The sequence below is a fragment of the Stakelama saccharophila genome (genome assembly GCF_032229225.1).
Classification (GTDB): domain Bacteria; phylum Pseudomonadota; class Alphaproteobacteria; order Sphingomonadales; family Sphingomonadaceae; genus Sphingomonas; species Sphingomonas saccharophila.
The window spans coordinates 3,063,612-3,084,573 of the sequence record NZ_CP135076.1 but is presented as its reverse complement, the minus strand read 5'-3'; the positions used below and the strand labels follow the sequence as shown (position 1 = coordinate 3,084,573).

At 68.4% G+C, this 20,962-nt stretch carries 19 protein-coding genes and 1 tRNA gene; 11 read left to right on the top strand and 9 right to left on the bottom strand.

Features of this window, described 5'->3' with window-relative positions:
* The first annotated feature begins 113 nt into the window (after window positions 1-113).
* The 4 genes from cydD (at window position 114) to RPR59_RS14370 (ending at window position 5,164) form a co-directional block, all read left to right on the top strand.
* Complete coding sequence (gene cydD / locus RPR59_RS14385; RefSeq protein ID WP_313915212.1) at window positions 114-1,775, top strand: thiol reductant ABC exporter subunit CydD; 1,662 nt, start codon at window positions 114-116, stop codon at window positions 1,773-1,775.
* Complete coding sequence (locus tag RPR59_RS14380) at window positions 1,772-3,409, top strand: amino acid ABC transporter ATP-binding/permease protein (protein WP_313915209.1); 1,638 nt, start codon at window positions 1,772-1,774, stop codon at window positions 3,407-3,409. Before cydD ends, RPR59_RS14380 begins: the two co-directional genes overlap by 4 nt.
* Before the next feature lie 5 nt (window positions 3,410-3,414).
* The gene (locus RPR59_RS14375) at window positions 3,415-4,410 is read left to right on the top strand and encodes a L,D-transpeptidase (RefSeq protein WP_313915207.1); all 996 of its coding nucleotides are present in this window, start codon (window positions 3,415-3,417) and stop codon (window positions 4,408-4,410) included.
* Between the two features lie 526 nt (window positions 4,411-4,936).
* Window positions 4,937-5,164, top strand: coding sequence for a hypothetical protein (locus tag RPR59_RS14370; protein WP_313915205.1), 228 nt, complete (start codon window positions 4,937-4,939; stop codon window positions 5,162-5,164).
* Window positions 5,165-5,650: 486 nt separating this feature from the next.
* Here the strand turns inward: RPR59_RS14370 and RPR59_RS14365 are convergent.
* The 4 genes from RPR59_RS14365 to dapB form a co-directional block, all read right to left on the bottom strand.
* Window positions 5,651-5,727, bottom strand: a tRNA-Arg gene (locus RPR59_RS14365).
* Between the two features lie 46 nt (window positions 5,728-5,773).
* Window positions 5,774-6,181 carry a DUF6491 family protein gene (locus RPR59_RS14360; protein WP_313915203.1) on the bottom strand — a complete coding sequence of 136 codons (408 nt, stop codon included), beginning with the start codon at window positions 6,179-6,181 and terminating at the stop codon, window positions 5,774-5,776.
* Between the two features lie 11 nt (window positions 6,182-6,192).
* On the bottom strand, window positions 6,193-6,864 hold the full coding sequence (gene nth / locus RPR59_RS14355) for an endonuclease III (RefSeq protein ID WP_313915200.1): 672 nt from the start codon (window positions 6,862-6,864) through the stop codon (window positions 6,193-6,195).
* Complete coding sequence (gene dapB, locus RPR59_RS14350) at window positions 6,861-7,589, bottom strand: 4-hydroxy-tetrahydrodipicolinate reductase (protein WP_313915198.1); 729 nt, start codon at window positions 7,587-7,589, stop codon at window positions 6,861-6,863. The genes nth and dapB overlap by 4 nt, the downstream gene beginning before the upstream one ends.
* 102 nt (window positions 7,590-7,691) lie before the next feature.
* Between dapB and RPR59_RS14345 the strand changes: the two genes are divergently transcribed.
* Complete coding sequence (locus tag RPR59_RS14345; RefSeq protein ID WP_313918541.1) at window positions 7,692-8,390, top strand: NAD-dependent deacylase; 699 nt, start codon at window positions 7,692-7,694, stop codon at window positions 8,388-8,390.
* 414 nt (window positions 8,391-8,804) lie between these two features.
* Here the strand turns inward: RPR59_RS14345 and era are convergent, their stop codons facing one another.
* The 4 genes from era to lepB form a co-directional block, all read right to left on the bottom strand.
* Window positions 8,805-9,707 carry a GTPase Era gene (era, locus tag RPR59_RS14340; RefSeq protein ID WP_313915196.1) on the bottom strand — a complete coding sequence of 301 codons (903 nt, stop codon included), beginning with the start codon at window positions 9,705-9,707 and terminating at the stop codon, window positions 8,805-8,807.
* A 263-nt stretch (window positions 9,708-9,970) separates the two neighbouring features.
* A complete protein-coding gene (locus tag RPR59_RS14335) occupies window positions 9,971-10,345 on the bottom strand; it encodes a GIY-YIG nuclease family protein (RefSeq protein WP_313915194.1) in 375 nt (124 codons plus the stop codon).
* Window positions 10,346-10,411: 66 nt separating this feature from the next.
* Complete coding sequence (gene rnc / locus RPR59_RS14330) at window positions 10,412-11,104, bottom strand: ribonuclease III (protein ID WP_313915192.1); 693 nt, start codon at window positions 11,102-11,104, stop codon at window positions 10,412-10,414.
* Window positions 11,101-11,928, bottom strand: a complete 828-nt coding sequence (lepB, locus tag RPR59_RS14325; RefSeq protein ID WP_313915189.1) for a signal peptidase I — start codon at window positions 11,926-11,928, stop codon at window positions 11,101-11,103. Before lepB ends, rnc begins: the two co-directional genes overlap by 4 nt.
* Window positions 11,929-12,046: 118 nt before the next feature.
* Between lepB and pgi the strand changes: the two genes are divergently transcribed.
* Together pgi and gorA are read left to right on the top strand one after the other, a co-directional pair.
* The gene (pgi, locus tag RPR59_RS14320) at window positions 12,047-13,552 is read left to right on the top strand and encodes a glucose-6-phosphate isomerase (protein ID WP_313915186.1); all 1,506 of its coding nucleotides are present in this window, start codon (window positions 12,047-12,049) and stop codon (window positions 13,550-13,552) included.
* 113 nt (window positions 13,553-13,665) lie between these two features.
* On the top strand, window positions 13,666-15,015 hold the full coding sequence (gorA, locus tag RPR59_RS14315; RefSeq protein WP_313915184.1) for a glutathione-disulfide reductase: 1,350 nt from the start codon (window positions 13,666-13,668) through the stop codon (window positions 15,013-15,015).
* A gap of 104 nt (window positions 15,016-15,119) precedes the next feature.
* On the opposite strand, the gene RPR59_RS14310 is transcribed toward gorA, so the two are convergent.
* Complete coding sequence (locus tag RPR59_RS14310; RefSeq protein WP_313915181.1) at window positions 15,120-16,382, bottom strand: dicarboxylate/amino acid:cation symporter; 1,263 nt, start codon at window positions 16,380-16,382, stop codon at window positions 15,120-15,122.
* Window positions 16,383-16,454: 72 nt separating this feature from the next.
* Here RPR59_RS14310 and glmM point away from each other — a divergent pair, with 72 nt between their 5' ends.
* The 4 genes from glmM (at window position 16,455) to RPR59_RS14290 (ending at window position 20,936) form a co-directional block, all read left to right on the top strand.
* On the top strand, window positions 16,455-17,795 hold the full coding sequence (gene glmM, locus RPR59_RS14305) for a phosphoglucosamine mutase (protein ID WP_313915179.1): 1,341 nt from the start codon (window positions 16,455-16,457) through the stop codon (window positions 17,793-17,795).
* A 220-nt stretch (window positions 17,796-18,015) separates the two neighbouring features.
* Window positions 18,016-18,786 (top strand): bifunctional hydroxymethylpyrimidine kinase/phosphomethylpyrimidine kinase, encoded by a 771-nt coding sequence (gene thiD / locus RPR59_RS14300; RefSeq protein ID WP_313915177.1) that lies wholly within the window; start codon window positions 18,016-18,018, stop codon window positions 18,784-18,786.
* A gap of 2 nt (window positions 18,787-18,788) precedes the next feature.
* A complete protein-coding gene (rnhB, locus tag RPR59_RS14295; RefSeq protein WP_313915175.1) occupies window positions 18,789-19,409 on the top strand; it encodes a ribonuclease HII in 621 nt (206 codons plus the stop codon).
* Window positions 19,410-19,805: 396 nt separating this feature from the next.
* Complete coding sequence (locus tag RPR59_RS14290) at window positions 19,806-20,936, top strand: site-specific DNA-methyltransferase (RefSeq protein ID WP_313915173.1); 1,131 nt, start codon at window positions 19,806-19,808, stop codon at window positions 20,934-20,936.
* Window positions 20,937-20,962: the final 26 nt, after the last annotated feature.

The following is a 20,962-nucleotide window of genomic DNA, read 5'->3' as shown; positions in this document are numbered from 1 at the left end:
CCCGCGAGGCCGATCCTCCGACCTCTTGCTGGCGACGCGCTACGACCAGTCTTCGCGCCGGACATTGACCGCGATCAAAGACCCGACCGGGCGGAGCGGCGATGGCGATGCCCATGACGGCGGTTCCACACGAAAAGGCGCAGGCAGACGCGCGCAGGCATTGGTTGAAGGCGGCGGTCGCCGATGGCGGGCGAACCGGCGCATCGATCGCACTTCTCCTGCTCGACACGGTCGCCGCGATCGGATTCGCGGGCGGGATCGCCGGGGCGGTGATCGCCGTGCCGCACGGCGTCGCGGCGGTACTGCCCTGGGCGGTGCTTGCCGCGCTGTCGGGTGTCGCGCGCGGGCTGTTCGCCATGCTGGCGGCGCGATCGGGCGCGGCGGGAGCCGAGGAAGCGAAGGGTCGGCTGCGCCGGCGGGTCGTTGCCGCGGCGCTCCACCGGCCGCCCGGCGGCATCGCCACGACGGGCACGCTGATGAGCGCCGTTGGCGACGAGGTCGATGCGCTCGACGGCTATATCGCCCGCTTCCTGCCCGCGCGGAAGGCGGGGGCGATCGCGCCCCTGCTCGTGCTCGCCGCCACCGCGCTCGCCAGCCCGATCTCGGCGGCGATCCTTTGCGCGACGCTTATCCCCTTCATCATCGCGATGGCACTTGCGGGCGGTGCGGCGGCAGACGAATCGCGGCGGCAGTTCGTCGCGCTGGCGCGGCTGTCGGGCCGCTTCGCCGATCGCGTGCGCGCGTTGCCGGCGGTGCTCGCCTTCCGTGCCGAGGAGCGCGAGGCCGCGGCGCTGGGCGCGGCGGCGGACGAGCTGGCGCGGCGCACCATGCGCGTGCTGCGCGTCGCATTCCTGTCGTCGGGCGCGCTCGAATTCTTCGCCGCGCTGTCGGTCGCGCTGGTCGCGGTCTATTGCGGGTTCAACCTGCTCGGCCTGCTGCCCTTTCCGGTGCCCGAGCAGTTGGGCCTGGGCCAGGCATTCTTCGTGCTGGCGCTGGCGCCCGAATTCTATGCGCCGATGCGCCGCCTCGCCGCCGCCTATCACGACAAGCAGGCCGCCGAGACCGCCGCCGAGCGGCTGTCGGCGCTACCTGAGCCGGCGGCGCGCGCCGCGCGGACGCCGCCCGCCGGCCTGCCCGAATTGTGCTTCGAAAGCGTTGTCATCCGCTATGCCGGCGAGGACCGGCCGGCGCTGCCCGCCACCAGCTTCCGGGTCGCGCCCGGCGAGACGGTGGCGCTGCTCGGCCCGTCGGGAAGCGGAAAGTCCAGCCTGCTGCACCTGCTGCTCGGCCTCGCGCCGCTCAGCGCGGGCGCGGTGACGGTCGGCGGCGTCGCGCTGGCCGAGATCGGCGGCGTCGCGGCGATCGCCGCCTGGGCGGGGCAGAACCCGCTGATCGTGCCGGGTACCATCCGCGACAACCTGCTGCTCGCGCATCGGCAGGCCGGCGCCGACGCGCTCGCCGGGGCGGTGCGCGGCGCCGGGCTCGGGCCGATGCTCGCGCGGCGCGGCGACGGGCTCGACCATGTGCTCGATGCGCGCGGCAGCGGCCTGTCGGGCGGCGAGCGGCGGCGGATCGCGCTTGCCCGCGCGCTGCTCAGCCACGCGCCGCTGCTGCTGCTCGACGAGCCGACCGCGCATCTCGACGCCGCGTCCGAAGACGCGCTGATCGTGACGATCGCCCGCGCCTGTCGCGGTCGCACGGCGCTGATCGCCACCCATTCCACTGCGCTCGCCGCGACCGCCGATCGCGTCGTCCGGCTGGGAGACGCGGCATGAGCCCGCTCGAAACGCTGATCGCCGCAGAGCGCCGGCGCGAGCGGCGCCTGTTGCGACGCGGTGCGCTGCTCGCCGGGCTGGTCGCGGCGGCGTCGGTGCTGCTGCTCGGCCTGTCGGGCTGGTTCATCACCGCCGCCGCGATCGCGGGGACGGCGGGCGCGACGGCGGCGCTGGCGTTCAACTATATGCTGCCCGCGGCCGGCATCCGCCTGCTCGCGATCGTGCGCACCGGCGCGCGCTATGGCGAGCGGCTGGCGAGCCACGGCGCGGCGTTCGGCGCGCTCGCCCGCATCCGGCCCGCGTTGTTCCGCGCGCTCGCCGCCGCGCCGCCGGAACGGGCGCTCGCGCTCGGCACGGGGGAGGCGACGGCGCGGCTGGTCGGCGACGTCGATGCCGTCGAGACGCGCTTCGTGCGGCTGTCGGCGCCCTGGGGCGTCGGCGCGGCGCTGGTCTCCGGCATCGTGCTGGCGCTGCTGGGCGGCATCGGCGCGGCGCTGGCGACGGTCGCCTGGCTGGCCGCGCTGCTCGTCGCCGGCGAACTTTTGTCGCGCCGGTTGGTCGATACGGGCCGCGAGGTCCAGCGCGCGGCGGGCACGCTGCGCCAGGAATTCGCGAGCATGGCCGATGCCGCCGCCGAGCTGCGCTGTTTCGCGCTGGAGGAATGGGCCGCCGATCGCATTGACGGGGCCGGCCGCGCGCTCACCGCCGCCCAGCGCAGACAGGCGAACGCCGCGGCCTGGGTCGAGCTGCTCCATGCCGGCGCGGTCGGCGGCGCGGCGGCTTCCGCGCTGCTGCTGTCGGTCGCCGCCGGGCCGGCGATCGCGGCGCTGGCGGCGCTCGCCGCCGCGATGACGGTCGACGCCGCCGGCCCGGCGCTGCGCGCGATGACCGATCGCGGCCGGATCGAGGAGGCGCGGGCGCGGCTCGACGGAGTGCTCGCCGCGGCGTCGACGGAGGGCGCCTCGGCCGCTGCCGCGGGCGCGGCCATCTCGGCGCGGCCGGCGATCGTCTTTCCGGGCCTGCCCGCCCCCGTCCCGCCGGGCGCGCGGCTGGCGCTGGTCGGCCGTTCGGGCGCGGGCAAGACGACGCTGCTCGAAACATTGCTGGGCCTGCGCACCGCCGCCGCCGGGGCGGCACGCATCGACGGCGAAGATGTCGCGGCCATCGCCCCCGAAAGCCTGCGCCGCACCTTCGCCTGGGCGCCGCAGGATGCGAGCCTGATCGCGGGCACGGTGCGCGACAACCTGCTGCTCGCCGATCCGCAGGCCGACGAGGCGACGCTGCGGCGGGCGCTGCACGACGCCGCGCTCGACGATGTCGTCGCCGCGCTCGATCGCGGTCTCGACGGCTGGATCGGCGAGAATGGCGCGCGGCTGTCGGGCGGCGAGCGGCGGCGGCTCGCGCTCGCCCGCGCCTATTGCGCGCCCGCGCCCTGGCTCCTGCTCGACGAGCCGAGCGAGGGGCTCGACGCCGCCACCGAAGCGCTGGTCGCGCGGCGGCTGACCGCGCGGTTCGAACGCACGGGGCAGGGGCTGATCCTCGTCAGTCACCGCCCGGCGATGACCGCGCTGTGCGACCGGCAGTTCGATCTCGAGACCAGTCGCGCCGCGCCGCTAGCGGAAATTGCCGCCTGATCCTCATGCTGACATACCTTGCCTATCTGATCGCCCTGACAAGTCCGGCTGTGCCGGCAACCGCGCAGGCCGTCCCTGACGCGCCCGCCGCGACGGCGCCCGCACCCTCGGTCCTCGACGGCCCGATCGAGAAGCTGAAGCCGGGCGAATATCTCTGGGCGCCGCAGATCGCGCCGGACGGGCCGGTGACGATGGTCATCAGCCTCGCCGCGCAGCGCGCTTTCGTGTACCGCAACGGCGTGCCGATCGGGGTTTCGACCATCTCGTCGGGCAAACCCGGTCACCGCACCCCGACCGGGGTGTTCACCATCCTGCAAAAGGACGTGGATCACCATTCGAACCTCTACAACAGTGCGCCCATGCCCTTTATGCAGCGGCTCACCTGGGATGGAATTGCGCTCCATGCGGGCGACCTTCCCGGCTATCCCGCCAGCCACGGCTGCATCCGCCTGCCGCTCGCCTTCGCCAAATTGCTGTTCGATACGACCGAGCTCGGGCTGACCGTGGTCGTCACCGATGACGCCTGCGTGCCGGAGGTTTCGCCGGCGCCCAGCCCGCTGCCCTCGCGGTCCCGGGATGCCCGGGGAGCGCGGCAAGCCTATCGCTGGATGCCCGAACGCGCGCCGCACGGGCCGGTGTCGATCGTGGTCAGCGGGCGCGACCGCCGGATCGTGGTTCTGCGCAACGGCGTCGAAATCGGATCGGCGAGCGTTTCGCTCGACGCGCCGATTACCCGGACGCAGGCATTCACCCTGCGCGCGATCGACGCGAAAGGCGCGCACTGGATGCGGTTGCCGCTTCCGGAGACGGCGTCGGACAGCGCGGGAGGAGAGCTCAGCGCCGAAGAGCGCGCAGCCGGTCATGTCGCCGAGGGATTCCGGACCACGCTCGAAGCGATCCTCGAGCCGGGCGCCACCATGCTCGTCACGCGCGGGACGCTGGCGAGCAGCGGCACCGGCGCGCGCCTTCCGGTGCTGGAGGCGGACCCGGGCTCACCCTGACCCTGTCGCTGTCCCTTGCGACGCCGCGCGCCGTTCAAACCAGATCGCGGACGATGGCGCGTTCAGGAGCGGTACGATCAGCGGCTAAGCCGCTGCCCCGACCAACAGTGCCAATCCTTGCCAATACACCGCTATTGAAGCACGATGGCGTGCCCGTGTGCCGAACATCGACCGATCTGAGCGCTGCCGTTGTCAGTAAAGCGACTCGCGAGCAAGTAGTAGGTGGCATACATTATGTGATTGGCAGCTATCACGCTTCAGTCGTTGGAAAGCCACCCGACAGCTGCTGGTCCCGTTGCCATCGTCGAAAGGCTGCTGAATGAACGGCAGTCATCACTGAACGACTTCGAGGCCGCGAATGGCCGGTATGTTCGCGGCTGGCGTCACTGCAGACCCGGATCGAACGTGCATCTACTCGGTGGTAACTGCTTAGCGAACGCTTTTTAGGAAACGCCCGGTTTCGAGTGCTCGTCGTGAACTTGCACACTCCTCATCCCAGCGGCATGGTTGTTCCATGACATCGATAATGTTGATGATCCTCCTCCTTCCGGTTGGACTCCTTCTTGCGACCCTATTCGGGCGTAACGCCTTGATTGGACTTCGGACGGGCGTAATCTACGCTCAGAGCCATCGGATCGAACGAAAGGCTCAGCCGATCAACTTTTGGATTGCTGTCGTCTTTTCCATTGCGTTTGCGACGGTGAGCGTCGCGATGGTCGGCGTGGCCAGCTGGGCGATCGTCGCCTTCGGTTAGCGTCGACGTCTGACGCAAAATCCGCCCTCGATCCCCCATAGGCGTCATAATCCGCCGTGTGAACGAATGGCCGGTTTCAGGCGCCAGTTCAAAGCCTCGGAACGGCTGCAAAGTTGGCGGGAGCCGAACGTTTGATTCGGCCCATTTGTTGTCAGCACCGGACAGGTGGCAACCGGCCCCGATTCAACCATCGGTAGAATGAGCCAGACCGTGCCAATAAATCCGAGTACGATTGTGGGCATAATCGTGGGGTAGCCAGCTGTGGTTGGCGAAATATAGCCCGTCGTTCAATAGGCTAACCGTACCCCTAAGCGCCCTCCCGCAATTCCCTAGTGCGAAGCGGACGATACGCGCATGCCGGAAGGGCGCGCACTACCAACCCGAATCGTCGCAACGCGCATTCCAATTCAGCACAGACTGTACGATTGCGTTTTCCGTACGTTTTCCGTGCGGCAACATCGAATATTCGCTAAGTCATTGATTTTGTGGCGCACCCGACAGGATTCGAACCTGTGGCCTCTGCCTTCGGAGGGCAGCGCTCTATCCAGCTGAGCTACGGGTGCGTGGCAAGGGCGCTTAGCATCGCTGGTCGGGGGATGCCAGTCCGATTCAGTCGCCGGCGAGCTCGACCGGCTGAAATTCGCCCAGGCCGCAGGTCGGGCCCGGCTGCGGCGGGGAACAGAGAACCGTGATCGTGTCGGTCGAGCAGAGCTGGCCGATATGGGTTTCATACCCGAAGCGCTCTTCGAAGCCGAGGCCGGAGCAGCGATTGGGCAGCCGGTTGCGATAGACGCGGCCGCCGTCCATCACGAAGTCGATGACGGAATCGCCGTGCACGCGCGTCTCTCGGATCCGGTTCGTCTGGATGCAGGAAACCGCTTCGCCCGTGGGCGTGGCAGCGGGCACCTTTGCGGCCTCGCTCGCCTCGTAGGCGCTGCGCTCCTCCGGCGTGGTGGCGCAGGCGGCGAGGGCGGCGCTTGCGGCGATGGCCGCCGGCGCGATCAGGATCGGTCGCATGTCGGCATCTCCTATTGCTTCGCGCCCTGTTGCTTCTTGCGCGCGTCCGGCGCGGGCGTCTTGTCCTTATACGCACAGAGATCGCGAACGATGCATCGCCAGCATTCGGGCGTGCGCGCCTTGCAGACATAGCGGCCGTGCAGGATCAGCCAGTGATGGGCGTGGAGCCGAAAGGGTTGCGGCGTTGCCCTATCGAGCTTCTGCTCGACCGCGTGCGGGGTCTTGCCGCGCGCCAGACCGGTGCGGTTGCCGACGCGGAAGATGTGGGTGTCGACGGCGAAGGTTTCCCGGCCGAAGGCGACGTTCATCACCACGTTCGCGGTCTTGCGCCCGACGCCGGGAAGTTGTTGCAGGGCATCCCGGTCGGCGGGGACCTGCCCGCCATGATCTTCGATCAGCGCCTTCGACAGGGCGATGACGTTCTTCGCCTTGGTATTGAACAGGCCGATCGTCTTGATGTGCTGCTTCAGCCCGTCCTCGCCCAGCGCCACCATCTTTTCCGGCGTGTCGACCTGCCGAAAGAGTTGGCGCGTCGCCTTGTTCACGCCGGCGTCGGTCGCCTGCGCCGACAGGACGACGGCGATCAGCAGGGTATAGTCGTTGACCGATTCGAGCTCGGTTTCCGGGTGCGGGTTCTCCTCGGCGAGGCGGGAATAGAATTCGACGACATCCGCCTTCTTCACAGGCCGAGCACCGCGTTCATCGTGTAGCGGCCCGGTTGTTGCCCTGCGAGCCACAGCGCCGCCCTGATCGCACCGTGCGCGAAGATGTCGCGGCTTTCGGCCTGGTGCGACAGGGTGATGCGCTCGCCATTGCCGGCAAAGATCACGCTGTGGTCGCCCGCCACCGTGCCGCCGCGCAGGGATGCGAAGCCGATGGTGCCGTCGGTCCGCTCGCCGGTCAGGCCGGCGCGCCCGACGACGGAGAGGTCGGACAGGTCGCTGCCGCGCCCTTCCGCCGCGGCGTCGCCCAGCATCAGGGCGGTGCCGGAAGGCGCATCCACCTTGGCCCGGTGGTGCATCTCCAGCACCTCCACATCCCAATCGATGCCGAGGCGGGAGGCGGCGTCCTTCACCAGCGCCGCCAGCATGGCGATGCCGAGCGAGGTGTTGCCGGTCTGGAGCACGGCGATGTCGCGTGCGGCCTCGTCGATGCGGCGGTGATGGGCGCCGGTCAGGCCGGTGGTGCCGATGACGATCGGCGTCGCTGCCGCCTGCGCCGCGGTGAGATGCCGGTCGAGCGCGCCGGGAGCGGAGAAGTCGACCAGCACGTCGGCCGACCGGGCGAGCGCCGAGGCATCGCCGCCATGATCGATGCCGCCGGCGAAACTGCCGCCCGTCCGCGGGATCGCCGCCTCGATGGCGCGGCCCATACGGCCGAGATTGCCGAAGATGCCGATGCTGGTCATGCCGTTTCCCTCGTGTCGCGCGATGCCGCTCGCGCCCCTAGGCCCATGGCAGAAATCCGCGACGCGTGACAGGGGCTGGCGAGCGGTTATGTTCGCATGCGCATGGACGACATCCGCAACATCGTTGTGCTGACCGGCGCCGGCATCTCCGCCGAAAGCGGGGTGGCGACCTTTCGCGGGCCGGGCGGGCTGTGGGAAGGACATCGGGTCGAGGATGTCTGCACGCCGGAGGCACTGGCGCGCGACCCGGAAACCGTACATCAATTCTATGACGCGCGGCGGGCGGCGCTGGCCGGCGTGGAGCCCAATGCGGCGCACCGCGCGCTGGCGAGGCTGGACGCCGCATGGCCGGGCGAGCTGCTGATCGTCACGCAGAATGTCGACGACCTGCACGAGCGCGCCGGGGCGAAGCGGCTGATCCACATGCATGGCGAGTTGCGATCGGCGCTGTGCGCGATGTGCGGCGCGCATTCGCGGTGGCCGGGCGCGTTGCCGCCGGGAAGCGCCTGCACCGATTGCGGCGAGGCGATGCTGCGGCCCGACATCGTCTTTTTCGGCGAGATCCCGCGCGAGATGGAGCGAATCGAGCAGGCGCTGGCGCGGTGCGATCTGTTCGTGTCGGTGGGCACGTCGGGCGCGGTCTATCCCGCCGCGGGCTTCGTGCAGATGGCGGCGGCGTACGAAGCGGCGACGCTGGAGCTCAATCTCGACCGGTCGGAGGGCAGCCACCGGTTCGACGAGAGCCGGCTGGGGCCGGCGGGGGTGCTCGTGCCGCGATGGGTGGACTCGCTGCTTTCCTGAAAGGCGCGGAAATTCGCCAAAGGTCGCACAGAGTCGCACCTCTGCGCGCGCGCCGGCGCGCGGGTGCGCGCGAGGGGGAAGTATAACCGATATCAAAGAGCCATGGCGGTGGTGGCACAGACCGGCGGGTGTAGGAAAATGGTTTTTCCGGAGGTGGGGGGTGTCGAGGGAAGCATGGGTCCCTGCCTGCGCAGGAACGACGGGTTGGGGAGGTGGTTCTATTTCCCCTCCCTTCAAGGAGACTTCTCGCGAAACTCCCCGTCACCCCGGACTTGTTCCGGGGGCCACGGAGCCACGAACCCGTACGGTGCCGGTTTGCTGCACCGTGGATGCCGGAACAAGTCCGGCATGACGAAAAATGGAAAAGGGTATGCCCACCTTTCGCAGAGGCCTCTTTCAAGGGAGGGGCCGGAATCAGTCGACCCAGTCGAGGCCGATTTCGCTGTAGAGCGATCGGTCGTCTTCCCAGCCGGGGCGGACCTTTACGTGCAGATAGAGGTGGACGCGCACGCCCATCAATTCGTGCAATTCCTGGCGCGCGGCGGCGCCGATCGCCTTGATGCGAGCACCGCCCTTGCCCAGCACGATGGCGCGCTGGGTTTCGCGTTCGACCAGGATCTGCTGGTGGATCTCGACCGATCCGTCCTCGCGCTCGGTATAGCGTTCGGTCTCGACCGCGCTGGCATAGGGCAATTCGGCGTGAAGCTGGTGGTAGAGCTGTTCGCGCGTGACCTCGGCCGCCATCATCCGGTCGGTGGCGTCGGACACCTGGTCTTCGGGGAAGTGCCATGGCCCGGCCGGCATCCGCGCGGCGAGCGCGGCCTTCAGATCGTCGACGCCGTCGCCGGTGGTGGCGCTGACGAAATAGGTCTCGTCGAAGGCGGCGAGCGCGTTCAGCCGGGCGGCGTGGTTCAGCAGCTTGGGCTTGTCGGCCACGTCGACCTTGTTGAGGATCAGGATCTTCGGCTCGCGGCGTTCGGCCAGCGCTTCGGCGAGTTTGGTGATGCGCGGGCCGACGCCGCCCTTGCCGTCGACGACGAACAGGACCGCGTCGGCATCTTCCGCCCCGCCCCAGGCGGCGGCGACCATCGCGCGGTCGAGCCGGCGGCGCGGATCGAAGATGCCCGGCGTGTCGACCAGCAGGAGCTGCGTTTCGCCGGTAATGGCGATGCCCATCAGCCGGGTGCGCGTGGTCTGCGCCTTGGGGCTGGTAATCGCGACCTTTTGCCCGACGAGGCGGTTCACGAGCGTCGACTTGCCGGCATTGGGCGCGCCGACCACGGCCACGAGGCCGCAACGGGGGGAGGATTCGTGCATGGCGTGGCTCTTAGTGCGTTCCGGGGGGCGTGTCGAAGGGGAAGGGGGCGTGTGTTGGTTGGGTCGTCGGTGGGCTGTAGAGAAATACCGCCCTTCGACAAGCTCAGGGTGAGCGGGTGGGGTGGGGGCAGGAGTGAGCGGTGGTTTGGGGCCGCGTGGGTGTTGGTCGGACCTGTGGGCGGAAGAGGAGTGCAGCCCTTCGACAAGCTCAGGGCGAGCGGGGTGGGTTAGAATGTCGGGTCCGGGGGTCTTCGGCGTTGCGATTATTCCGTTTGCCCTGAGCTCGTCGAAGGGCGGTTCTTATTCCTCGCCAGGCGCGAGATTTCGGCGAAGTCGCCTCGGATGAGGGCGAGCTTCTTGGCCCGGCTCCAGCCCTTCAGGCGGCGTTCGCAGGCCTTGGCTTCTTCGCGGGTGGGAAAGGCTTCGGACCAGACCAGCTCGACCGGCAGGCGAGTGGCGGTGAAGCTGGGGATTAGGCCGGAGCGGTGCTGGGCGATTCTCCGGTCCAGGTTATCGGTGTGGCCGATGTAGAAGGCACCGCCGCGGCAGTGGAGCATGTAGGCCCAGAAGCGCATGCGGTTCAGATAAGGGGAAGAACGGCCCTTCGACAAGCTCAGGGCAACGGGAGGGCGGATCACCTTGCTCCATGCCTCTTGCTTTATCCGCTTGTGCTGAGCCTATCGAAGCACGGCCCTCCTTCGGGATCAACGGCGCTTGGCTGTTCCCTTGTCTTCTAGATCCTTCAGCAGTGCCTTGGCCGCTGCCGTTTCGGCTTCCTGTTTGGACGTACCCTCGGCCGTGGCTTCGGCGAAGGTGCCGATCGCCACCCTCACCGTGAAGCGCGGGGCGTGGTGGGGGCCGGAGCGGTCGAGAATGCTGTATTCGGGCGGACGGCGGTTGTGGGCCGCGGCCCATTCCTGCAGCGCGGATTTGGGATGCTGCGGCGCGCGGGTTTGCGAATCGATGCGGTCGCCCCAGGCCCTGCGGACGAAATCGCGCACCGGCTGCAGCCCCGCTTCCAGATACAGCGCGCCGAGCAGCGCCTCCATGACATCGCCCAGCACATTGTCGCTTTGCGCCGCGCCGTCGTCGCGCGCCTGCTTGCCGAGGCGCAGATGCGGCGCCACGCCGATGTCGCGCGCGACCTCGGCGCAGGTGGTGCCGGCGACCAGCACGTTCAGCCGGCGCGAGAGGGCGCCTTCCGGCTCGCTGCCGAAGCGTTCGTACAGCCATTCGGCGATGACGAGGCCGAGGATGCGGTCGCCGAGAAATTCCAGCCGCTCGTAATTGGCCCGTCCCTGGCTTCCGTGCGTCAGTGCGCGTTCGTAGCGCTCGATCGCCTGTGGCGCATGGCCGAAGGTTTCGCTCAGCCAGGTCTTCAGGTCGGCGCCGCTCAAAACGTCTTGCCGATCCGGTCCCAGCGGGCGGCCGACGCCCAGGTCCAGGGCAGGAACCAGCTCGCGCTGCCGTCGGTCGACCAGAAGTTGACCACGGCCTTGCCCTCCAGATTTTCCATCGGGACCATGCCGATCCCCTGGCCGACGACCTGCGGAAAGCGGCTGTCCTCGCTGTTGTCGCGATTGTCGCCCATCAGGAAGACGTGGCCGGCGGGCACCTTGTAGACTTCGGTATCGTCGGCGATGGTCTGGCCGAGGTCGAGCACCTTGTAGCTCTTGCCCGAGGGCAGCGTCTCGCGGAACTGCGGATAGTGGCAGGTGAGGGTGTCGCCGTCCATCTGCTGGTAATAGGCGTCGCAACTGAAATTGGGGCTGACGGGCAGGACGAAATCGGCCACGCGCTGTTTCGGAATCGGCTTGCCGTTGAGGATGACCTGGCCGGCGCGCATCCGGATCGTGTCGCCGGGCAGGCCGATGACGCGCTTCACCCAGTCCTCGTCATCGGCGGGCGGCGCCTTGAACACCACAACGTCGCCGCGGTGCGGGGTGTCGGCGAAGATGCGGCCCGGGATGATGGGCGGGCTCCACGGCATCGCGTGCTTGGAATAGCCGTAATTCCATTTGGTGACGAAGATATAGTCGCCGATCAGCAGCCGCGGCAGCATCGAGCCAGAGGGGATGACGAAGGGCGAGACGATGAAGCTGCGGATGATGAAGACGGCGAGGGCGAGCTTCACCACGAAGGAGAGCGTGTCGCGCCATTCGGAATGCGGCTTCGCCTCGGTGGCCTCGTTCCGGTCGGCGGAGGGTGCGTGATCGTTCATGGGCCGGATGCTGTGCGGCGCGGGACCCGCGCCGTCAAGCATGCGTTACCGCTGGCGACACCGCCTTTCGCACGATAGGGAGGCCGCATCCGGGGCAAATAGCAGGAGAAGACACGATATGGCGAAGCGCGATTGGTCGGCGATCGAGGGGTTGGAGCAGCAACGGCTCGATACGCTGTTCGCCGCGGACCCCGAGCGGGTGTCGCTGCTGAGCCTGGACGTGGCCGGCATCCATTTCGACTGGTCGAAGACGCATCTGACGGCGGAGGCGATCGACGCCTTCGTCCGGCTGGCGGGCGATTCCGGGCTGGCCGACAAGCGCGACGCGCTGTTCGCGGGCGAGACGGTGAACGTGACCGAGAGCCGCGCCGCCGAACATACCGCCGAGCGCGGCGAGGGCGCGCCCGACAGCGTGGCGCGCGCCCAAGGCTTCCACGCCCGCATGCGCGCGCTGATCGACGCGATCGAGGCGGAGGCGCTGGGGCCGGTGCGGCACATCCTGCATGTCGGCATCGGCGGATCGGCGCTGGGGCCGGACCTGCTGGTCGATGCGCTGGGCCGCGACAGCGACCGCTACGACGTGGCGATCGTGTCGAACGTCGACGGCGTGGCGCTGGAGGAGGCGTTCGCCCGGTTCGACCCGCAGGCGACGCTGCTGGTCGTGGCATCGAAGACCTTCACCACGACCGAGACGATGCTGAACGCGAACAGCGCGATCTCGTGGATGCGCCATGGCGGCGTCGCCGATCCGTACGGCAAGGTCGTGGCGCTGACCGCATCGCCCGACAAGGCGGTGGAATGGGGCGTGGACGAGACGCGCGTCCTGCCTTTTTCGGAAAGCGTGGGCGGACGCTATTCGCTGTGGTCATCGATCGGTTTTCCCGCCGCACTCGGCCTGGGCTGGGACGTGTTCGAGGAAATGCTGGAGGGCGCGGCCGAGATGGACCGGCATTTCCGCTTCGGCGATTTCGGCGCCAACGCGCCGGTGCTCGCGGCGTTCGCGGACCTGTATTACACGCAGGCCCGCGGCTGCGAGACGCGCGCGGTGTTCGCCTATGACGAGCGGCTGCGGCTGCTTCCCGACTATCTGCAACAGCTCGAGATGGAATCGAACGGCAAGGGCGTGACGGCCGAGGGCGAGCCGCTCGACCGGCCGAGCGCGCCGATCACCTGGGGCGGCGTCGGCACGGATGCGCAGCACGCGGTGTTCCAGTTGCTGCACCAGGGCACGCATCTGGTGCCGGTGGAGTTCGTCGCGGTGACCGAGCCGGGCGATGCGCTGAACCCCGACCATCACCGGCAATTGCTGCTCAACGCCTTCGCGCAGGGCGCGGCGCTGATGAAGGGGCGCGAGAACGACGATGCGGCACGCGCTTATTCGGGCGACCGGCCGTCCTCGACGCTGCTGCTCGACACGCTCGATCCGCGCACGCTGGGCGCGCTGATCGCCTTTTACGAGCACCGGGTGTTCGTCAGTGCGGTGCTGCTCGGCATCAATCCGTTCGACCAGTTCGGCGTCGAGCTGGGCAAGGAAATGGCGAAGGCGGCGGGCGCGGCTGCCGAGGGGGGCGAGCTTGATTTCGACGCCTCGACCAATGACCTGATCAAGCGGGCCTTCGGTTGAATGCGCCGTTTGCCCTGAGCCGGTCGAAGGGCTGCTTTCTACCAGGTGGAGAAGTGCAGTGATTCGACAAGCTCAGCACAACGGCTTTTACGTCTGCCTGAACGGAGAATGTGATGGCTTCCTATGACTACGACCTTTTCGTCATCGGCGCCGGGTCCGGCGGCGTGCGGGCGGCGCGGGTTTCGGCGGCGCACGGGGCGAAGGTCGCGATCGCCGAGGAGCACCGCGTCGGCGGCACCTGCGTCATCCGCGGCTGCGTGCCGAAAAAGCTGCTCGTTTACGGCGCGCATTTCGCCGAGGACCTGAAGGACGCGATCCGCTTCGGCTGGAAGGTGCCCGACCAGTGCGAGTTCGACTGGGGACGCCTGCGCGACAATGTGCTGGGCGAGGTCGATCGGCTGAACAACGCCTATACGCAGACGCTGACCAATCACGGCGTCGAAATCGTGGGTGAGCGCGCGACGATCACCGGCCCGCACGGCGTGAAGCTGGCGAGCGGCAGGGAGGTGACCGCGAAGGTGATCCTGATCGCCACGGGCGCGCGGCCGCATATACCGGGATGTCCGGGGCACGAGCACGGCATCACGTCGAACGAGGTGTTCCACCTGGACAAGTTGCCCAAACGCATCCTGATCGCGGGCGCGGGCTATATCGCCAACGAGTTCGCCGGGATCTTCCAGGAATTCGGCACCAAGGTGACGCTGATCAACCGCACCGACGTGATCCTGCGCGGATATGACGAATCGGTCCGCGACCGCTTGCTTCAGATTGCGATGATGAAGGGAATCGAATTCCGCTTCCACGCCGAGTTCCGCGGCATCACCAAGAACGAGGACGGCAGCCTGACGGTCGAGATGACGGGCCATGACCCGATCACCGTCGATTGCGTGCTGTTCGCCACCGGCCGCGTGCCGAATACCGAAGGGCTGGGCCTGGAGAATGCCGGGGTCGAGATCGACGACAAGGGCGCGGTGAAGGTCGATGCCGACAGCCGCTCGACCTGCGACAGCATCTATGCCGTGGGCGACGTGACCAACCGCGTGCAGTTGACGCCGGTGGCGATTCGCGAGGGGCAGGCGTTCGCGGACACCGTGTTCGGCGACAAGCCGACGCGCGTCGATTACGGCTGTATCCCGTCCGCCGTGTTCAGCCATCCGCCGGTGGCGGGCGTCGGCATGACCGAGGGCGAGGCGAAGGAAAAGCTGGGATCGGTCAAGGTCTATACCAGCGATTTTCGCGCGATGAAGAACGTGCTGGCGCAGCGCAACGAACGCGCGCTGTACAAGATGGTCTGCGACGGGGCGAACGGGAAGGTCGTGGGGCTGCACATGATCGGACCGGATGCGCCGGAAATCCTGCAGGCGGCGGCGGTCGCGGTGAAGGCGGGGCTGACCAAGGCGCAGTTCGACCAGACCGTGGCGCTGCATCCGAGCATGGCCGAGGAGCTGGTGCTGCTGAAGTAAGGCCGTTCGTCATGCTGAACTTGGTTCGGCATTCGGAGACGCAGGCGCTGTGGGCTCTGGATTCGGACTTTCGTCAGAATGACGATGGGCGATGGGGGGCGGCGTCAGTCCTGCGCCAGCAGGGCGTCGGCCTCGGTCGCCGGTTCCGCGTCCTTGCCGACGATGGCGGTGGTGACGGCAACGTCCATCATAACGTTGCCGATGGTGCGGACGAGGTCGGGCATCGTCTCCACCGCGACGAGCAGCGCCAGCGGTTCGATCGGCACGCCCATGGCGATGGCGATCGGCGCGATCGAGCTGATGAAGCTGACCTGACCGGGCAGGCCCACCGCACCCATGGTCGTGATCGCCGCGGCGGCGACGCCGGCCGCGAGCTGCGCCGGCCCGAGATGGATGCCGAAGACATGCGCGACATAGATCGCGACGGCGATGTTCATCACCGGCCCGGTGAAGCGGAAGATCGCCACCGCCATCGGCAGCACCATGCCGCCGCTCGCGACCGGCACGCCCGTCTTTTCCGTGCTGCGCAGCATCTCCGGCAGCGAGGCGAGCGAGGACTGGGTGGAAATCGCCACCGCCTGGGCCGGGGCGATCGCGCGGGCGAACCGGCCGAGCGGCACCCGGCCGCCGAGAACGGCGAGCGGATAGGCGACGAGCGATACCACCGCACCGACGCCGGCGACGATCAGGACGTAATGGATGAGCGCGCCGAAGGCCGAGGTGCCGGCGCGTGCGCCGACGACATAAGCGAGCGCGAAAACGCCGATCGGCCCCAGCCACAGCACCCAGTTGACGACCACCAGCATCGCATCGGCCAGCGCCTGGAAGAATCCCGTCAGCCGTTCGCGCGGTTCGTTCGGCAGGCGGGTGACGGCGAAGGCGAAGACGGTGGTGAAGATGATGAGCGGCAGGAAACTGTCGTTCGCGGCCGCGGCGATGGGGTTGGTCGGGATCATCGCCTGGAGGAATTCGGAAAAAGGCGGGATGTCGCCCACGGGCTTCGCCGCCGCGAAGGTCTGGCGCAGCGCCTCCGCCGCGTCGCCGGCGAGCGGGAACCAGGCGAGCGCCAGCGGGGTAAGGAGCGCGCCGAGGAGCGAGGACAGCCAGAGAAGCGCGATGAAGGTCACGATCGCGCGCGTCGCCAGCCGGCTGGCGCGGGCGGCCTTCGCGGTCGCGCCGATCCCGGTAATCAGCAGCGACACCACCAGCGGCACGATCGTCATCCTGAGCGCGTTGAGCCAGGCGGTGCCGACCGGCCGGACATAGTCGGCCCAGTCGAGCGCGCGGTCGGGCGCGACCGCGGCGGCCGCGATTCCGGCCGTCAGTCCGACGATCAGGCCGATGAGGATACGCGTGGCTTGTGACATGCTCGCTCTTTGTGGCTGGCGGCGCTATCACACGCGCAGGGAGTTTCCGGCAAGATTAGGGTATTATCGGCAATGGCAAGAAAATATTTCGGCACCGACGGCATTCGCGGCGTGACCAACCGGCTGCCGATGACCGCCGAAATGGCGATGAAGGTGGGAATGGCCGCGGGCGCGCATTTCGTGCGCGGCGACCACAAGCACCGCGTGGTGATCGGCAAGGATACGCGGCTTTCCGGCTACATGCTGGAAAACGCGCTCGTCGCCGGGTTCACCAGCGTCGGCATGGACGTGGTGCAGGTCGGCCCGATGCCGACGCCGGCCGTCGCCATGCTGACCCATTCGATGCGCGCCGATCTGGGCGTGATGATCTCCGCCAGCCATAATCCGTTCGCCGATAACGGCATCAAGCTGTTCGGGCCCGACGGGTTCAAGCTGTCCGACGCCGACGAGGAGCGGATCGAGGCGCTGATCGACGGCGACGTGCCGCTGGCCGCCGCGGTCGATATCGGCCGGGCGCGCCGTGTCGAGGATGCGCGCGGGCGCTATACCCACGCCGCGAAGATGACCTTTCCGACCGACCTGACGCTGGACGGGCTGAAGATCGTGATCGATTGCGCCAACGGCGCGGCCTATCAGGTGGCGCCGTCGGCGCTGTGGGAACTGGGCGCGGACGTGACCGCCATCGGCGTGACGCCCAACGGCAAGAACATCAACGACAAGGTCGGATCCACCGCGCCGCAGACCCTGTGCGAAACCGTGGTGACGATGGGCGCGCATCTCGGCATCGCGCTGGACGGCGACGCCGACCGCCTGATCGTGGTGGACGAGAACGGCCGGGTCGTCGACGGCGACCAGTTGATGGCGACCATCGCCTCCGGCTGGGCGCGCGACGGGCGGCTGGGCGGCGGCGGGCTGGTCGCGACGGTGATGTCCAATTTGGGGCTGGAGCGCCATCTGGGCGCGCAGGGCATGAACCTGATCCGCACCAAGGTGGGGGACCGGCACGTGCTGGAGAAGATGCGCACCAGCGGCTTCAATGTCGGTGGCGAACAGTCGGGACACATCATCCTGTCCGATTATGCCACGACCGGCGACGGGCTGATCGCCGCGCTGCAGGTGCTGGCGGAGATCGTGCGCGCGCAGGCGCCGGCGAGCGAGGTGCTGAACCGCTTCGACCCGGTGCCGCAGCTCCTGAAGAATGTGCGATTCGACGGCGGCAGGCCGCTGGAGGACGGGCGCGTGAAGGAGGTGATCGCCAGGGCGGAGGAAGAGTTGAACGGCACCGGCCGGCTGGTGATCCGTCCCTCGGGCACCGAGCCGGTGATCCGCGTGATGGCCGAGGGCGACGATCGCGGCAGGGTCGAGGAAATCGTCGACCGGATTTGCGACGCGGTGCGCGAGGTGGCGGAGTAGCCGGCGGCGCGGGTGCGTTCGCCGCTTCGGTTGCGGGTCCGAGGTCCTCGAGGGGGACCATCTGAAGCGTAGTGAAGGGGTGCCTCAAGGGCGAAGGCGTGTCTTTGCGCGGCTTCACCGATTCGCGGTGCCCCTCCACCGCCTTCGGCGGTCCCCCTCCCCAAGCGAGCTTGGGGAGGAATGGGTACAAATGGGGGGCGATCGCTGGCACAAGGGGCCCATGGCGCCACCGCGAATCCTCATCATCGCCGGGTCCGATTCGGGCGGCGGGGCCGGTATCCAGGCGGATATCAAGACCGTCGCCATGCTGGGCGGCCATGCCATGACCGCGATTACCGCGATCACGGCCCAGAATACGCTGGGCGTGCAGGCGGTGCACCCGATTCCGACCGAAACGGTGCTGGCGCAGATCGAGTCGGTGGTAGCCGACATCGGCGTCGATGCGGTCAAGATCGGCATGATCGGATCGGCGGCGACGGCACATGCGCTGGCGGACAGGCTGGCGGTGCTGCCGCAAGTGCCGATCGTCTTCGATCCCGTCATGGTCGCGACGAGCGGATCGGTGCTTGCCGACGACGCCACCATCGCGGCGTTTCGGCGGCTGATGACGCTCGCCACGCTGGTGACGCCGAACCTGCCCGAACTGGCGGCGCTGGGCGGCGACGCGGCGGTGCGCGCGGGCGGCGCGGCGCTGCTCGCCAAGGGCGGCCATGGCGACGGCGACATGGTCGAGGACCGGCTGGTCACCGATGCGGGCACGCGCCTGTTTACCAATCCGCGCATCGTTACGCGGCACACGCACGGCACCGGCTGCACGCTGGCCAGCGGTATCGCGACCGGCCTGGGCGCCGGCCTGGCGCTGGAGGCGGCGACCGGGCGTGCCATCGCCTTTGTCCGGGCGGCGCTCGCGAACGCGCCGGGGCTGGGCGGCGGTGCGGGGCCGATGGGCCACGCCCTTGGCGTCGCGCCGTTCGATGCGCTAACGCACTGAACATGCCCAGCCGCCGCCATGAAAAGCTGTTCGCCGCACCGGTGTGCGGGGTGGACGAGGCCGGGCGCGGGCCGCTCGCCGGGCCGGTGGTGGCCGCCGCGGTGATCCTGCCGGAACGCGGGCGGCCGCGCGGGCTGGACGATTCGAAGAAGCTGACCGCGCCCGCGCGCGAACGCCTGCACGACCGGCTGATGGCGTGCGCGATCGTCGGCGTCGGGATCGTCGAAGCCGACGAGATCGACCGGATCAACATCCATTGGGCGACGATGAAGGCAATGGCGCTGGCGGTCGAGGCGCTGGGATGCGCGCCGGGCCACGTCCTGGTCGACGGCAACCGCCTGCCGCGCTGGCAGCACCCGGCGACCGCGATCGTCGGCGGCGACGGGCAGGCGCAGTGCATCGCCGCAGCCTCCATCGTCGCCAAGCACAGGCGCGACACGATCATGATCGGCCATGCGCGCGATTACCCGCAATATCGCTGGGAATCGAACAAGGGCTATGGCTGCCCGCAGCACCGTACGGCGCTGCGCGAACACGGACCGTCGCCGCTTCACCGGCGCAGCTTCGCGCCGGTCGCGCAGGCCGAACTGCCGCTGGAGCCGCTCACGAGCCGTTTGTCCTGAGCAGGATGCCTCTGCGAAACCCATTCTCGTCTCCCCGGCGGAGGCCGGGTCCACCGAGCCGCTTGGCTTAAGCGCTTGATATTGCAGCTAAGTGGATGCTGAAACACGTTCAGCATGACGAAAGAGGCTTCCGTTTCGCGCCTTTTGCAGAAGTCTCCTCCAGGAAGGGACTGCCCTTCGACCGGTCCGGCGCCGACGGAAAACATCGGTGTGAGTCTTTCGTGCCACACCCCATCGGTTGTGCCGGAGGGCGCCTCCCGGACTCAATATCTGCCGGGGTCGCGAAATGTTCCGGGTCGTCAACGACCTCGTAACGCGATGCGTTAACTATTGTTCGCTTGACGGAGTCCGCGCGATCCGCACGATCGCCGGCCGAACAAGAGGGGGCAGGGATCGATGGCGGTGTTGGAGAAGGTCAAGGCGAAGCCGCGTGTCCGGCGGGTGCCGGAGGGCGAGCTGCCGCTCGACCGCATCCTGACGGGCGACTGCATCGCGGCGATGCGGTCGCTGCCCGCCAAGTCGGTCGACATGATCTTCGCCGATCCGCCCTACAACCTGCAGCTCGGCGGCGACCTCAACCGGCCCGACGGCAGCCGGGTCGATGCGGTGAACGACGCGTGGGACAAGTTCGACAGCTTCGCCGCCTATGACGCCTTTACGCGGCAATGGCTGGCCGAGGCGCGGCGCATCCTGAAGGACAATGGCTCGATCTGGGTGATCGGCAGCTATCACAACATCTTTCGCGTCGGCACCGCGATCCAGGATAGCGGCTTCTGGATCCTGAACGACGTGGTGTGGCGCAAGGCCAATCCGATGCCGAATTTTCGCGGCACGCGCTTCACCAATGCGCACGAGACGCTCATTTGGGCATCGATGGGCGAGAAGGCGAAATATACCTTCAACTACCGGTCGATGAAGACGCTGAACGACGAGTTGCAGATGCGTTCCGATTGGGAATTCCCGATCTGCGGCGGGCCGGAGCGGCTGAAGAAGGACGGCCACAAGGTCCATCCGACGCAGAAGCCCGAGGCGCTCTTATACCGCGTGCTGCTGGCGACGACGCAGGCCGGCGACGTGGTGCTCGACCCGTTCTTCGGCACCGGCACGACGGGCGCGGTGGCGAAGCGGCTGGGGCGGCGCTGGATCGGGATCGAGCGCGAGGCGGCCTATATCGAGGCGGCGGAGGCGCGGATCGCGGCGGCGCTGCCGCTCGACGAATCGCAATTGCAGACCATGCAGGCCAACACCAAGAAGCCGCCGCGCGTGGCCTTCGGGCAGTTGGTCGAAAACGGCTTTCTCGCGCCGGGTACGGTGCTGACCGACGCGAAGCGGCGGTGGCAGGCGGTGGTGGGCGCCGACGGATCGCTGACCTGCGGCGCGGCTGCGGGGTCGATCCACAAATTGGGCGCGACATTGCAGGAGGCGCCGTCGTGCAACGGCTGGACCTTCTGGCATTACGAGGCGGCCGACGGGCTGAAGCCGATCGACGCGGTGCGGCAGACCTATCTGCTGGCGACGCAGCCGTAGCGCTTCGCCACCGCGATGCACGTCAC